Here is a 13,253-nt window from a genome sequence, read left to right on the forward strand (position 1 = left end):
GAACTTAATCTAGCAGACGACCGGAAAACCGGAGACTGTTTCTCATTCGATATGGGGAGCGGTCTTTTTTGTCATTCACCGGGAATTCCGCAGCGCCGCTTGAAATGCAAGCGCAGGGGGGAGAGGGCATGAACATTGAAAATATGGAAGCTTTCGTCTACGTCATTCATTTCGGAAGCTTCAACAAAGCCGCCGAAGCGCTGTTTCTGTCCCAGCCCTCGGTGACGGCGCGCATCCAGTCGCTCGAACGGGAGCTCGATTGCCGGCTGTTCGACCGGCTCGGCAAGCAGGCCGTGCTGACCGAGGAGGGGAAGCGATTCCTTCCTTATGCCCAGCAGATATTGCAAACGTACCAGAAAGGACGGCAGCACGTCCAGCAAAAACGCAAGCTCGCGGGCGAGCTGCGCATCGGCTGCACGGTATCGGTCGCCCATTACGTCGTTCCCGAACTGCTGCCGCTTCTCCAGGAGCAATACCCGGACTTGCATTTCAAATTCACGACCGGCGTGACCGACGAGCTGGTCGGAAAAGTGCTGAGCAAGGAAATCGATATCGGCTTCGTGCGCAGCGTCGCCCATCCGAATCTGGCCTCCGTCAAATTTTACGAGGACCCGATCCGGCTTCACGTGTACGAAGGCCACCCGTTCGTCGAAAAGGACGATTTGACCGTCGAAGCGATCGGAAGTCAGCCGCTCGTGTTTTTCGAGTGCGGGGCGCTCGACTGGCAGCGGGTGCATCGGATCTTCGAGTCGCTGAGGCAGCCGCCGAACGTCGTCATCCAGACGGACAATTCGGAAATGGCCAAAAAACTGGTCATGAAAAAGGCGGGCATCTGCTTTTTGCCGTCTATGTGCGTGCGGGGGGAAGTGGCGGAGGGAAGGCTGCTTCCGGTCCATTTCCCGGAGACGGCCGGCATTTCGATGCAGACGAACATCGTAACCGCACAAGGGGAGCACGAGGACATCGTGCGAGCGCTGCTGCGGATCGGCCGCAAGCTGAATTTTGGCGGTTGACCGGTTATTCAATTGTTGCATCGATCGATAGATTTTCTCTATTGTCCCGCGCATTGACGGGCGTCGGCGCCGGGTGATACATTGGATTCCAATAATTCAAACTTAACAAGTAGGAATTATAAGTTATCTTCGAGTGGAGGGGTATATCTTGAAAAAAACGAGAAAAACGCCGTTCCGTCTGTCCATGAACCTGCTGGCGATTTGCGCCGCGGCCGCGCTGCTGGCCGGCTGCGGCGCAAGCAGCGCGGGCCCTAATGCGGCAAGCGGCTCCGGCGCGGGGAACGCCTCCCCGAACGCGGCTTCCGATTCGGCCGGATCGCCTTCGGCTTCGGGGAGCGCCGGCGCGCAGCCTTCGCAGGAAGCGAAGAAAATCATCGTCGGAACGGGAACGCAGTTTCCCAACGTGTGCTTTATCGACGAGAACGGCAAGCTGACCGGATTCGACGTGGAGCTCGTCCGGCTGATCGACGAACGGCTGCCGGATTATGCGTTCGAGCTGCAAACGATGGAATTCACGAACCTGCTGCTCAGCCTGGAAACGAAAAAAATCGACATCGTGGCCCATCAGATGGAGAAAAACCCGGAGCGCGAGCAGAAATATTTGTTTAACAAAGAGCCCTATGCGGCGTGGAAAAACAAAATCGTCGTCGCCAAGGACAACGGCGACGACATTCGGACGCTCGACGACCTGAAAGGTAAGAAGGTGCTGACGACGGCGACGAGCGCGCAGGCGACGATTCTCGAAAACTACAACAAGGACAACGGCGACGCGATCGAAATCGTGTACCAGAACGGAGCCGCGAACGATACGGTGTCGCAAATCGTGTCAGGCCGCGTTTACGCGACGCTCGCCGCGGATTTCGCCCTCCAGCTGATCGATCCCGAGGGACAGCTGAAGACGGCGGGCGAAACGCTGAGCGAAGCCGATATTTTGTTCGTGTTCCGCAAGGACGACCCCGAAGCGCAGCGGCTTGCCGACCGGGTAGACGACGCGATCCGGGAATTGAAGTCGGAAGGCGCCATATCGAAGCTGAGCCTGGAATGGTTCGGAGAGGATTTCACGCAAACCGGAACCTGAAGGGGTCTGCGAATCGCCGCCGGCCCGGCGGTAGGGAGGGAATAGCGGGATGAAGGACCCCGAGCTTCGTTATGTCCTGGAATTTATCCCCAAGCTGCTAGGCAGCTTGCATACGACGCTGCTGATCGTCGCGGCGTCGATGGCGCTGGGACTCGCGATCGGCCTCGTCGTGGCGCTGCCCCGGCTGTATAAGGTGCCGCTGCTGAAGCAGCTGTCGCAATTGTATGTATCCTTTTTCCGCGGCACTCCGATTTTGATTTTGCTGTTTCTGATTTATTACGGCTTGCCGGAGCTGCTCAAGCTCGTCGAGGTCGACGTCAGCCGGACGCCCGTCATTTTCTTCGTTATTTTGACCTATGCGCTCCATTCGGCGGCTTATCTGTCCGAAGCGATTCGCGCGGCGGTGGAAGCGGTCGACCGGGGGCAGACCGAGGCGGCCTACGCGGTCGGGATGACCGGCTTCCAGGCGTTTCGCCGCGTCGTGCTGCCGCAGGCGCTGGCCGTATCGGTGCCGGTGCTCGCCAACCAGGTCATCGCGAACCTGAAGGACACGTCGCTCGCCTTTTCGCTCGGCGTCATGGAGATGACGGGGAAGGCGCAGTCGCTCGTCGCCGCCACGCAGCATTTTATCGAAGCCTATGTTTCGCTTGCGGCCATTTATTTCGTCATTAGCCTCATCCTCGAACGGCTGTTCCGGACGGCCGAGCGGAAGCTGCTGAAATTCGAGCGGCCCGATCGGGAAGCAGCATCGGTCTCGGGACGGGCAACGAGGAAAGTTCGCGGCTTGTTCCGGGGATCCGCCGGCCGCGCTTCATGGAAGGAGGCGCATGCCGATGAAGCTTGACGGAGGATTTATCGCCGAAGCGTTCGTCCGGCTGCTGGACGCGATTCCGACGACGCTGCTCATCACGTTCGTGTCGGTCGCATGCGGGTTCGTCATCGGCACGGTCGCCGCCCTGCTGAGAGTATACGAGGTGCCCGTATTGGGCCGGCTTGCGGCCGCCTACGTCGCGGTCGTTCGCGGCACGCCGATGCTGACGCATTTGCTGATCGTTTATTTCGGCCTCCCGATTCTGATCGACGGAACGGCGCAGGGGCTCGGGCTTGGCTTTCGCGCGGCGTCGATTCCGATGATCGGGTTCGCCTACATTTCTTTTTCGATTACGGCGGGGGCCTACTTGTCCGAGGTGGTGCGGTCGGGGATGCTGGCGGTAAGCCGGGGACAGCTGGAAGCGGCGCTATCGGTCGGGATGACGACGCCGCAGGCGCTTCGCCGGATCGTGTTTCCGCAGGCGTTGGCCGCCAGCCTTCCGAACCTGTCCAATTCGGTCATCGGGATGCTGCACGGCTCGACGCTCGCTTTTACCGTCTCGGTCGTCGATATCAACGCGAAGGCGCAAATCGTCGCCGCGACGAATTGGAAGTTTTTCGAGGCTTATTTGGCCGCCGCCGTCATTTATTGGGGCTTGACGATCGCGATCGAGCGCGCGTCCGGTCTCATCGAGAGACGGATCGGCGCCTATAACCGGGGAGGCGTGGCATGATCGAGCTTACGGAAGTGCGCAAGACGTTCGGCAAGCAGGAGGTGCTCAAGGGCATCAACCTGAAGGTGGAAAAAGGAGAAGTCGTCGTCATCGTCGGACCGAGCGGCTCGGGAAAAACGACGCTGCTGCGCTGCATCAATTATTTGGAGAAGCCGACTTCGGGCGAGGTGGCGGTAAGCGGATCGAGGGTTAGCGCCGGCCGGGCGCAGCGGAAGGAAGTGCTGGAGCTGCGGCGCAAGACGACGATGGTGTTCCAGCAATACAACCTTTTCCGCCACAAGACGGCGCTCGAAAACGTGATGGAGGGCCTCGTCGTCGTGCGGAGGCTGCCGAAGGCCGAAGCCCGCGAACGGAGCGTCCGGCTGCTGGAAAAGGTCGGCCTCGGCGCCAAGCTGGACGCTTATCCGAGCCAGCTGTCCGGAGGCCAGCAGCAGCGGGTCGGCATCGCCCGGGCGCTGGCGCCGGAGCCGGACGCGATTTTGCTGGACGAACCGACGTCCGCGCTCGATCCGGAGCTGGTCGGCGAGGTGCTGGACGTCATCCGCAAAATCGCCAGGGAGGGCATTACGATGATCGTCGTCACCCATGAAATGAGCTTCGCGCAGGACGTGGCCAGCCGGGTCGTCTTCATGGACCGGGGAGCGATCGTCGAGGAAGGAACGCCCGCCGAGCTGTTCGCAAGGCCGAAGGAGGAGAGAACGAAGCAGTTTTTGAAACGGGTGCTCCCCGAAGCGAGCTATTCGATTTAGTCCCCGGAAAGGATGATGGAACGTGGTTATCAAACTGGGCATTTTGGATCAAAGTCCTCTCTTCGAAGGGGAAAACGCCTCGGACGCGTTCGCGCACACGCTGGAAATCGCGCGGCTTGCCGAACGGCTCGGCTACGAGCGGCTGTGGGTGTCCGAACATCACGACAGCGCGCAGGTCGCCGGATCGTCCCCGGAGGTGCTGATCGCGTATTTGCTGGCGAAAACCGAGAAAATCCGCATCGGCTCCGGCGGCGTCATGCTGCAGCATTACAGCCCGTACAAGGTGGCGGAAAACTTCAACGTGCTCGCGGCGCTCGCCCCGGGCCGCGTCGAGCTCGGCGTCGGCCGGGCTCCGGGCGGGCTGCCGAATTCGACGAAGGCGCTGCAAAAAGGGGTAGCGGAGCCGACGCCGCTCGAAGGCAAGCTGGCCGAGCTGGAGCAGTACTTGCACGACCGGCTGCCGGAGGATCACCCCTTGCCGGGGCTCAAGGCGTATCCGGCCGTCGACCGTCCCGCCGAGCTGTACGTGCTCGGAACGAGCGTCGCGAGCGCGGAGCTGGCGGCGCAGACGGGACATCCTTACGTGTTCGCGTTGTTTATCAACGGGGACATCGAGGTTGCGGAGGCGGCGTTTGCGGCTTACAGGGCGAAGTTTGACGGGGGGAAAGGAACGGTCCCCCGCCCGATGTTGGCGCTGTCCGTCATCGTCGCGGAAACGGACGGGGAAGCGGCCTCGCTGGCCGAGGAGATCAAAATCGTGAAGATCAGGCTGGAAAGCGGCCGGACGATCACGGTCGGAACCGTGGAGCACGCCGAAGAGTTCGGGCGCCAGACGAACGAGCGATTCACGATCGAGGTGCGGGAGGCGGACGTGACGAAAGGGTCGCCGTCGGCCGTCCGCGCCAGGCTGCTGGAGCTGTCGGAGCGTCTCGGCGCCGAGGAGCTAATCGTGACGACGGGGATCAAGGACTTCGCCCGGCGCAAGCGTTCGTTCGAACTGCTGAAAGAGGCGTTCGCCGAGCTGCCGGCGGGAAGGGAGGAGCGGCGATGAGCGAATCCGCGGTTTATCCAACGCCGACGGCGGAGCTTGCGGAGCGGCTGGTCGCGATTCGGCGGGAGCTGCATGCGCACCCCGAGCTGTCGCACGAGGAATTCCGGACGACGGCGGCGATTCGCGGCTGGCTGTCCGAAGCGGGCGTACGGATCGCGGACGTTCCGCTTCGGACGGGATTGGTTGCCGAAGCGGGAGGCTTCGCCGGCGGGCCGGTCGTCGCCTTGCGGGCGGACATTGACGCGCTGCCGGTCCGCGAGGAAACCGGGCTGCCGTTCGCTTCGAAGCACGACGGCAAAATGCATGCCTGCGGCCACGACTTTCATGCGGCGGCGCTGCTCGGAGCGGCCTTTCTGCTTAAGGAAAAGGAGCGGGAGCTGCCGGGCACGGTCCGGTTTGTTTTTCAGCCGGCCGAGGAGAAGGCGCAGGGCGCGGGGCTGGTGCTGGCCAGCGGGGCCCTGGACGGCGTCCGGGCGATTTTCGGACTGCACAACAAGCCGGATTTGCCGGTCGGCCGGATCGGGATCAAGGCGGGGCCGCTGATGGCCGCCGCCGACGGCTTCGTCGTCGAGCTGCGGGGCGTCGGCAGCCATGCGGCCGTTCCGGAAGCGTCCGCCGATCCGATCGTGGCGGCTTCCCATGTTGTGGCCGCGCTGCAGACGATCGTCAGCCGCAACGTCGGCCCGCTGCAGAGCGCGGTCGTCAGCGTGACGCGCATCCAGGGAGGAACGAGCTGGAACGTCATCCCGGAGACGGCCGTGCTGGAGGGGACGCTGCGGACGTTCGATCCGGACGCGCGAAGGCTCGTCCGGGAGCGGTTCGCGCAGCTTGCCGAAGGGGTGGCGGCGGCGCTCGGGACGAAAGCGGAGGTTCGCTGGCTCGAGGGTCCGCCGGCGGTGACGAACGATCCGTCCTGGATCGAAACCGCACTTGCGGCCGCCGCGAAAGCGGGGCTTGAGGCGATCGAGCCCGTCCCGTCGCTTGCGGGCGAGGATTTCGCGTTCTATCAGCGCGAAATTCCCGGCGTGTTCGCGTTCGTCGGCACGAACGGCCCGCACGAATGGCATCACCCGGCCTTCGATCTGGACGAGCGGGCGCTGCCGCTCGCCGCGGCCTATCTGGCCGCGGCGGCGGAGGAGGCGCTGCGCCGGTTGGCCGGTCCCCATGCGGCCGGGAACGCTTCGGCCGAACCCGGCGCAGGGACCGGCGAGACTGGCGCGGCAGGCGATCGTTCCGACGGCGGGACTATTTTGCAGGAGGGATTCCGATGAGCTTAAGCCCGAACGAAATCGAGCGTTATTTGAATACGATCAAGCCGCTGCGCGAAGCGGTCGAGGGACTTTCGGAAGATCAGCTGAGACGCAAGCCGGCGCCGGACAAATGGAGCGTGACCGAGGTGCTGTCCCATTTGGCGGATCATCATCTCGTCGTGTCGTTCCGGATCCGGGAAATCGTTTCCGGCTCCGTCGCGAGGCTCCCCGCCTTCGACCAGGACGATTGGGTGAGCCGAACGTTTGCCAACGAAGGCTCGGCGGCGGACATTTTGGATTTTTTCGAGGCGCTGCTCGTTTACAACGGGCTTCTGCTGCGCCGCATCCCCGCCGAGTACGGCGAAAAGTCGGCCGTCAATTTCCGCGGCGAGACGGTGACGCTGAGCGGGGTCATCCGCTCTTTTACGGAGCATTTGCAGCGGCATTTGGGCCAGATCGACCGGATCAAACGGGACGATCCGAGTTTAAGCTTGGCAAACGGAAACTTTTAGGAGGGGGTCTCATGGCGCAACACGAACTTCGCATTCGCGATGCGGTCGTAGCCGACAAGGAACCGATTCGCGGCGTTTTGCTGGGAGCCTACGGGCAGTACGAAGCCCCGCTTGCCGACAAGTGGCCGGCTTACCGGGAATCGATTTTGGCGTCCGTCGAGGGAGACGGCCCGAGGGCGCGGATCGTCGCGGAATGGAACGGGCGCATCGCGGGCAGCGCGCTGCTGTTCGATTCGTCGGAGGCGGCGTACGGGTTGCCCGAACTCGGAATAAACGGGCCGATCGTCCGGCTGCTCGGCGTTTCTCCGGATTTTCGGGGAAAAGGGGTCGCCACCGCGATCCTCGGCGAATGCGCGCGCCGGTCGCGCGAGTGGGGCAGCGACAGCTTGCATTTGCACACTTCGGATATCATGGCGGACGCCGTGAAGCTGTATGAGCGGCTCGGCTTCGAGCGCGCGCGCGACAAGGAGTTCAACAACGGGGAAACGCTCGTCAAATGCTACCGGCTGCGCCTCAAAGAAACCGCCTTCCATTGACGGCGGGCGGATGGATCGGAACAAGCGAAGGAGGAACACGCGAATGGCCAAAAAGCAACTGAAGCTCGGCGCCCTCATCCACGGGGTGGGCGGCAACGTATCGGCGTGGCGGCATCCGGAGGTGCCGGCCGACGCCAGCGTCAGCTTTCCTTTTTACCGGGAGCAGGCGCTTCTGGCGGAGAAGGGGAAGTTCGATCTCGTTTTTATCGCGGACGGACTGTACATCAACGAAAAATCGATCCCCCATTTTCTCAACCGTTTCGAACCGCTCACGATTTTGTCGGCGCTGGCGGCGGCGACCTCCCGCATCGGTCTCGTCGGGACGCTGTCCACCTCGTACAGCCAGCCGTTTACGGTCGCGAGGCAGTTCGGTTCGCTCGACCACATCAGCGGCGGAAGGGCGGGCTGGAACGTGGTGACGTCGCCGCTCGAAGGCTCGGCGCTCAATTACGGCGGCCGCGGGGGCGGGCCTCATCCGTCCCATGACGAAAGATACCGGATCGCCGAGGAGTTCGTCGACGTCGCGAACGGCTTGTGGGATTCGTGGGAGGACGATGCGTTCGTTCGGGACAAAGCGTCCGGGGTGTTTTTCGATCCGGCCAAAATGCACCGGCTGAACCATCGGGGAGAATATTTCAGCGTTCAGGGGCCGCTCAATATCGCGCGGTCGCGTCAGGGAAGGCCGGTGATTTTCCAGGCGGGCTCGTCGGAAAGCGGCAAAACGCTGGCCGCGAAGCAGGCTGACGCGGTATTTACCGGAAGCGAAACGATCGAGGAGGCGAAGGCGTTCTACGCCGATGTCAAAGGGCGCGCGGTCGCGCTTGGCCGCTCGAAGGACGACATCGTCATTCTGCCGGGCATCCATCCGATCATCGGGCGCACCGAGGAGGAGGCCGAGCGCAAATACGAGGAGCTTGCCGGCCTTGTGACGATCGATAAAGCGCTCGATTATTTGGGCCGGTTTTTCGAGCATTTCGACTTCTCGCGCTTTCCGCTTGACGAGCCGTTCCCGGATATCGGGGATTTGGGGCAGAACAGCTTCCGCAGCGGGACGGACAAAATCAAGCGAACGGCCAGGGAGCAAAATCTGACCTTGCGTCAGGTCGCGCTCCGCAGCGCGACGCCGCGCGGCGAGTTCGTCGGCACGCCGGAAAAAATCGCGGACCTCATCCAGCAGTGGCACGAGGAGGAAGCGGCCGACGGCTTTATCGTTCATTCGAGCTTGCCGAGCGGGCTGAACGACTTCGTGGAGCAAGTCGTGCCGATTTTGCGGTCGCGCGGCATTTTCCGCGAAGAGTACGAAAGCGACACGCTCAGGGGGAACCTGGGCGTGCCGATTCCCCCGAACCGCCATACGCTGGAGAGGGTCGGAGGCTGACGGAGCAAACGATTTCGCTTACCCGCGGCGGCAGCATAACGCTTCGGTCATCAAGTACGAGATCGTCGCCTCCGCGCCGCAGTTCATATTGGGGCCGTGCAATTGCAGGCCGTCGAAGCACGCCCCTTCCGCCGGGTCGATCATCGGCACGTGCAGATCGTTGTCGCCGTAAAACCAGGCGAGGCAGCGATCGCGCAATTTCCGCAGCGCCTCGGCATGTCCGTCCAGGCCTGCGGAAGGCGGGGCCGTCCCGCGTCGATCCGCCGCCCGCTCGCCGGCGGCCGCGGCGGAAGAGAGCGCCCGAACCGCATCCATGATGCGGTTGCGGTTGTCCTGCGCGCGTCCGAACGGGGGCGCGCCGCTCTCGGATCGGGCGGCGGCCGCCTCGGCGCCGTAGGCCTCGATCGCGCTTTGCCGGCGAATCGGCGCCAGCGCCGGGCGTGCCCGATCCGCCGCCGCGGCCTCGCCCGCGCGAATCGGCGCCAGCGCCGCATCGGCTTCGCCCAACGAGAACGCGGCCCCGCGGCCCCTCGCGGCGGGCGAACCGTCCGGCGCATCCGGCGCCGCCCCGTACAACGTCCACGAGGCTTCGGTCCGATCCGGCGCAAGCCAGGCGTCCGAACCGGTCGCCTCCAATGCGGCGCTCGTTTCGCTCAGGGCGAGCACGGAGGCCGCCTCGTCCAGCGCCAGCGCAAGCTTGAACATTTCCAGCGGCTGCTGGTCCCAACGGCTGCTGGCCTCCGGCGAGTGCCAGCTTTCGTTGCCGATCGGACGGTACCAGCCGCTCTCCGAAGCCATCGCCCGATGAAGCGCGTGCAGGCTGGTCAGGCCGATTTCCAGCGTTTTCGCACGATGCGTGATCCGAAAAGCTCTCAGAAGCGACCAAGGAAGCACGCCGTTTCCGTACGTCATCGCGGGCTCGAACCAATGCCAGCGCTCGTCCGAATGCCGAATGTACGAAAGGACGAGCGCTTCCTCTTGCTTCAGCACCTGCTCCCGCAGCCGCTCCGCCCAGCCTTCGGGCAGCCGAATGCGGCCCTGCGCTTCCGATTCCAGCAAATGCGCGCAAGCGGCCAAGGCGAACGCGCGCCCGCGAACGGAATCGATCCGGTCGATCGTCGGGAGCGCCCGATCCAGAAGCGCGAACGCGGCTTCGCGCCGGCCCTCGGGCAGGCTCGTCCAGGCGCAGGCGCACCCCAGGATGGAACGTCCCTGACAATCGTAGGATACGTTCTCGGGCTCCGGGGTCCGGTCGTAGGCGACGTTGTTGTGGAACCAGCCGTCCTCCCGCTGGCACCAAACCAAGAAGGCCAAATAAATATCGGCAAGCTGCGTCAGCTTTTCGAGGTCGCCGGGAGCGAGCAGCTTCGCGCGCGACGGAGCGAGCCACTCCGACACGACCCACAAGGCGCGGGCGTTGTCGTCGGTCGTATAGCCTTCGGCGCGCCGCGGGATGCGGCCTAACGCATGCTCGATCAGCCCGGTGTCGTCGGTCATGCGGCTCAGGTGGCGGAAGGACGGAGCCGCATAAGCCGGTTTTTTCGCGGATTCAGCCGACATCGGCCATGCTCCACGATTTTTTTGCCGCCGCTTTTTCGAGCAGTTCCAAATATTGCGCCCCCGCCTGAGGCCACTGCATGCTGCGGCCGATGTCCGTCATCCATTTCTCGCATTCCGCGAGCAGCTCCGGATAGGTGAACAGCTCGATGATTCTGGTGCTCCAGGCATCCGTATCCCCGTAAGGAAGAAGAAGACCCTCGTAACCCTGGACAAGGTCGACGGCATAATCGTACGGCGTGCTTAAAATCGGGCGTCCGAGCCCGGCGGCGTACGCGAGCGTTCCGCTCGTAATTTGCTGCATGCCCGGATACGGGGTCGCATAGAGATCGCAGGCGGAAATGAGCGCCGCCAGCTCGTCCTCCGGCAAGTACCGGTCGACCATGCGGACATGATGCGTCAGGCCGAGCTCCCGAATCATCGCTTTCAGTTCCTCCCGGTACGCCTCGCCTTCGCGTTTGCGGACTTCCGGATGGGTTTGCCCCGCGATCACATACAGCAGGTCCGGCACCGCCCGGACCGCCGGCGCGACGGCTTTAAGAAGCGACTCCACCCCTTTGCCGCGGCTGAGCAAACCGAACTGAAACAGCACCTTGCGGTTGTCCCAGCCGTAAGCTTTGCGGGTCGCGCTGCGTTCTTTGCCGTTCGGAACCGGGGTTCCGTGAGGGATGAACGAAATTTTCTGCAGCGGAATGCCGAAATGGTCGTGAAGGTATCCGATCGCCCGGCGGTTCATGACATGGATGTAATCGCTCCGCTCGGCAATGGCCGCTTGAACCGACGCATAGGGCTCGGCGGGCTTTTCGAATACCGTATGGAAGGTCGTGACGACCGGCTTTTTCAACCGTTCCAGCAGCTCGATCGCATAGCGGCCGGCGTCTCCGCCGAAAATGCCGAATTCGTGCTGCAGCGAAACGACATGGACCGGGCTGCGGTTGATCGCATCGGCCATGCGGCGATACGCTTCCTTGTCGTTCTTGACGAGCGGGAAATGATAGGGTTCCCCGTAAAGGGAAGCTTCCTCCGGCTCGCACATCGCGACGACCGGATCGAAGGAAGCCGCCCCCTTCGCGGAGGCGACCGCTTCCCTCAAATGATGCGTATAGGTGGCTAGGCCGCATTTTTTCGGCACGTACGTGCTGATATATCCGATTTGCAACGACTTCTTGTTCAATTGAAGCACCTCCGGGAAAAGTAGGGTAACCGATCAGACGTTGCGGCGTCTGCCGAAAATAAGCGATAGAACGAACAGTACGAGAAAGACGACAAACAGCACTTTCGCGATTCCGGTCGCTGCGGCGACGATGCCTCCGAATCCGAAGATGGCGGCGACAATGGCGATGATCAAAAAGACGAAAGCCCAATATAGCATGATGAATTCCTCCTTTGCGTTTCGGTCCGGCCTGCCGCAATAGGCCTTTCGGACCTCGATAACGAGTATGTACCCGGCATGGCGAGCGGCTGAAACATCCCGGCCCGCCGTTTTCATTTTTTCGAAAGGGGGGTAATCCGATCGTAAGGCGTTCCGACGCCCGTAACGCACGCATCACGCACCCGAAAAGAAAAGGAGGATAGCGCGATGAATACGCAAATCGTATATGCGTTGAGCGCCGCATTGGTCGCCTTGAGCTTCGCCGCGTTGAGTCTGGCATTGATCAAAACGCTGCTCGCGGCCAGGCAGACGCTCGATTCCGCGAAAACGACGCTGAAACAAGCGGACGAAACGATCGAAGCCCTGCAAGGAAAAGTAGAGCGGCTTGCCGAAAACGCGAACGAAATTTCCACCGACATCCGAAACAAGCTTCATTCCGCCGACGGCTTGTTCCGCGCGGCCCGCGACGCCGGAGCGGCGGTGCGGGAGACGACCGACGCGGCCAGGCAAATCGCCGCCAGCTTGTCGGGCGCCGTTCGGAGGCAAGCGGCCGCGATCGAACGACGGCCCGACGGCGGGGAACGCTGGATGGAATGGGCGCAGCTCGGAGCGAAGGCGGCCGGCACGATCAAGCAGGCGGCGGAATTGTTTCAAGGCAAGGACAAGCGGGTAGTAAAAGAATGAAGCCAATCAGGATGCAAAGGAGGAAGCGACATGAAAGCTTATGCGAAACTGGTGGATAACGGGCTGGAGGCGTTTGACGCCGTCAACGAGCTGCGGCGCCAAGGGTACGCGGGAGAAGAAATTTACGTGCTGGCGCACGAGACGGAGCGGACGGACCGGCTGGCGAACGCCGCGGACGCGAACACGATCGGAGCCTCGGAGGAGGGCGTGCTTCAATCCGTGGCCAATTTGTTCCGGTCCCGGGGCGACGAGCTTCGCAGCAAAATCGAGGCGATGGGCTTCGACAGCATGGAAGCCGACCGGGTCGAAGCCGAACTGGACCGGGGCAAAGTGCTCGTCATGGCGAAACGTTGACCCGGCATAGCCGGCGCCGGCACACGGGAGCAAGGAATGGAGCGCCCAGCGCCCATTCCTTATTGCCGTGTGCCGCTGCGCATGGATGAAGCGGACTGCCCCCCGCGCACGTTGCGATATCGCGGTCGATATGACGGTCGGTATCATGATCATGTTACAATGGACAAAAGCAAAG

15 protein-coding genes are annotated in these 13,253 nt (G+C 62.7%); 12 read left to right on the forward strand and 3 right to left on the reverse strand.

From position 1 onward, the window contains the following. The first annotated feature begins 128 nt into the window (after positions 1-128). The 10 genes from B7E11_RS16980 (at position 129) to B7E11_RS17025 (ending at position 9,111) form a co-directional block, all read left to right on the forward strand. The gene (locus tag B7E11_RS16980) at positions 129-1,013 is read left to right on the forward strand and encodes a LysR family transcriptional regulator (RefSeq protein WP_080836768.1); all 885 of its coding nucleotides are present in this window, start codon (positions 129-131) and stop codon (positions 1,011-1,013) included. 184 nt (positions 1,014-1,197) lie between these two features. Then, a complete protein-coding gene (locus B7E11_RS16985; protein WP_176220947.1) occupies positions 1,198-2,091 on the forward strand; it encodes a transporter substrate-binding domain-containing protein in 894 nt (297 codons plus the stop codon). Positions 2,092-2,140: 49 nt separating this feature from the next. Continuing rightward, complete coding sequence (locus B7E11_RS16990) at positions 2,141-2,935, forward strand: amino acid ABC transporter permease (protein WP_080836770.1); 795 nt, start codon at positions 2,141-2,143, stop codon at positions 2,933-2,935. Continuing rightward, positions 2,925-3,635: an amino acid ABC transporter permease gene (locus B7E11_RS16995; RefSeq protein ID WP_080836771.1), complete on the forward strand. Its 711-nt coding sequence runs from the start codon at positions 2,925-2,927 to the stop codon at positions 3,633-3,635. Before B7E11_RS16990 ends, B7E11_RS16995 begins: the two co-directional genes overlap by 11 nt. Next, positions 3,632-4,384, forward strand: coding sequence for an amino acid ABC transporter ATP-binding protein (locus tag B7E11_RS17000; protein WP_080836773.1), 753 nt, complete (start codon positions 3,632-3,634; stop codon positions 4,382-4,384). The genes B7E11_RS16995 and B7E11_RS17000 overlap by 4 nt, the downstream gene beginning before the upstream one ends. A 22-nt stretch (positions 4,385-4,406) precedes the next feature. Next, positions 4,407-5,435: an LLM class flavin-dependent oxidoreductase gene (locus B7E11_RS17005; protein ID WP_080836775.1), complete on the forward strand. Its 1,029-nt coding sequence runs from the start codon at positions 4,407-4,409 to the stop codon at positions 5,433-5,435. Continuing rightward, entirely contained in the window at positions 5,432-6,706 is a 1,275-nt protein-coding gene (locus B7E11_RS17010; RefSeq protein ID WP_080836777.1) for an amidohydrolase, read from the forward strand. The genes B7E11_RS17005 and B7E11_RS17010 overlap by 4 nt, the downstream gene beginning before the upstream one ends. After that, positions 6,703-7,197, forward strand: a complete 495-nt coding sequence (locus B7E11_RS17015; protein ID WP_080836780.1) for a DinB family protein — start codon at positions 6,703-6,705, stop codon at positions 7,195-7,197. The genes B7E11_RS17010 and B7E11_RS17015 overlap by 4 nt, the downstream gene beginning before the upstream one ends. A gap of 11 nt (positions 7,198-7,208) precedes the next feature. After that, positions 7,209-7,733, forward strand: a complete 525-nt coding sequence (locus B7E11_RS17020) for a GNAT family N-acetyltransferase (RefSeq protein ID WP_080836782.1) — start codon at positions 7,209-7,211, stop codon at positions 7,731-7,733. Positions 7,734-7,776: 43 nt separating this feature from the next. Next, the gene (locus B7E11_RS17025; RefSeq protein WP_080836784.1) at positions 7,777-9,111 is read left to right on the forward strand and encodes an LLM class flavin-dependent oxidoreductase; all 1,335 of its coding nucleotides are present in this window, start codon (positions 7,777-7,779) and stop codon (positions 9,109-9,111) included. Positions 9,112-9,129: 18 nt separating this feature from the next. On the opposite strand, the gene B7E11_RS29630 is transcribed toward B7E11_RS17025, so the two are convergent. Genes B7E11_RS29630 through B7E11_RS17040 form a run of 3 tightly spaced genes read right to left on the reverse strand, consistent with a single transcriptional unit; the run spans position 9,130 to position 12,040 of the window. Beyond that, on the reverse strand, positions 9,130-10,671 hold the full coding sequence (locus B7E11_RS29630; RefSeq protein WP_080836787.1) for a hypothetical protein: 1,542 nt from the start codon (positions 10,669-10,671) through the stop codon (positions 9,130-9,132). Continuing rightward, on the reverse strand, positions 10,661-11,842 hold the full coding sequence (locus B7E11_RS17035) for a glycosyltransferase family 4 protein (RefSeq protein WP_080836790.1): 1,182 nt from the start codon (positions 11,840-11,842) through the stop codon (positions 10,661-10,663). The genes B7E11_RS29630 and B7E11_RS17035 overlap by 11 nt, the downstream gene beginning before the upstream one ends. Positions 11,843-11,875: 33 nt before the next feature. After that, positions 11,876-12,040 carry a DUF1328 domain-containing protein gene (locus B7E11_RS17040; RefSeq protein ID WP_080840861.1) on the reverse strand — a complete coding sequence of 55 codons (165 nt, stop codon included), beginning with the start codon at positions 12,038-12,040 and terminating at the stop codon, positions 11,876-11,878. A gap of 207 nt (positions 12,041-12,247) precedes the next feature. Between B7E11_RS17040 and B7E11_RS17045 the strand changes: the two genes are divergently transcribed. Beyond that, positions 12,248-12,724 carry a DUF948 domain-containing protein gene (locus tag B7E11_RS17045; protein ID WP_080836793.1) on the forward strand — a complete coding sequence of 159 codons (477 nt, stop codon included), beginning with the start codon at positions 12,248-12,250 and terminating at the stop codon, positions 12,722-12,724. Between the two features lie 30 nt (positions 12,725-12,754). After that, entirely contained in the window at positions 12,755-13,078 is a 324-nt protein-coding gene (locus B7E11_RS17050) for a YflT domain-containing protein (RefSeq protein WP_080836796.1), read from the forward strand. Positions 13,079-13,253: the final 175 nt, after the last annotated feature.

The sequence above is a fragment of the Cohnella massiliensis genome (assembly GCF_900169535.1).
GTDB classification, from domain to species: domain Bacteria; phylum Bacillota; class Bacilli; order Paenibacillales; family Paenibacillaceae; genus Cohnella; species Cohnella algarum.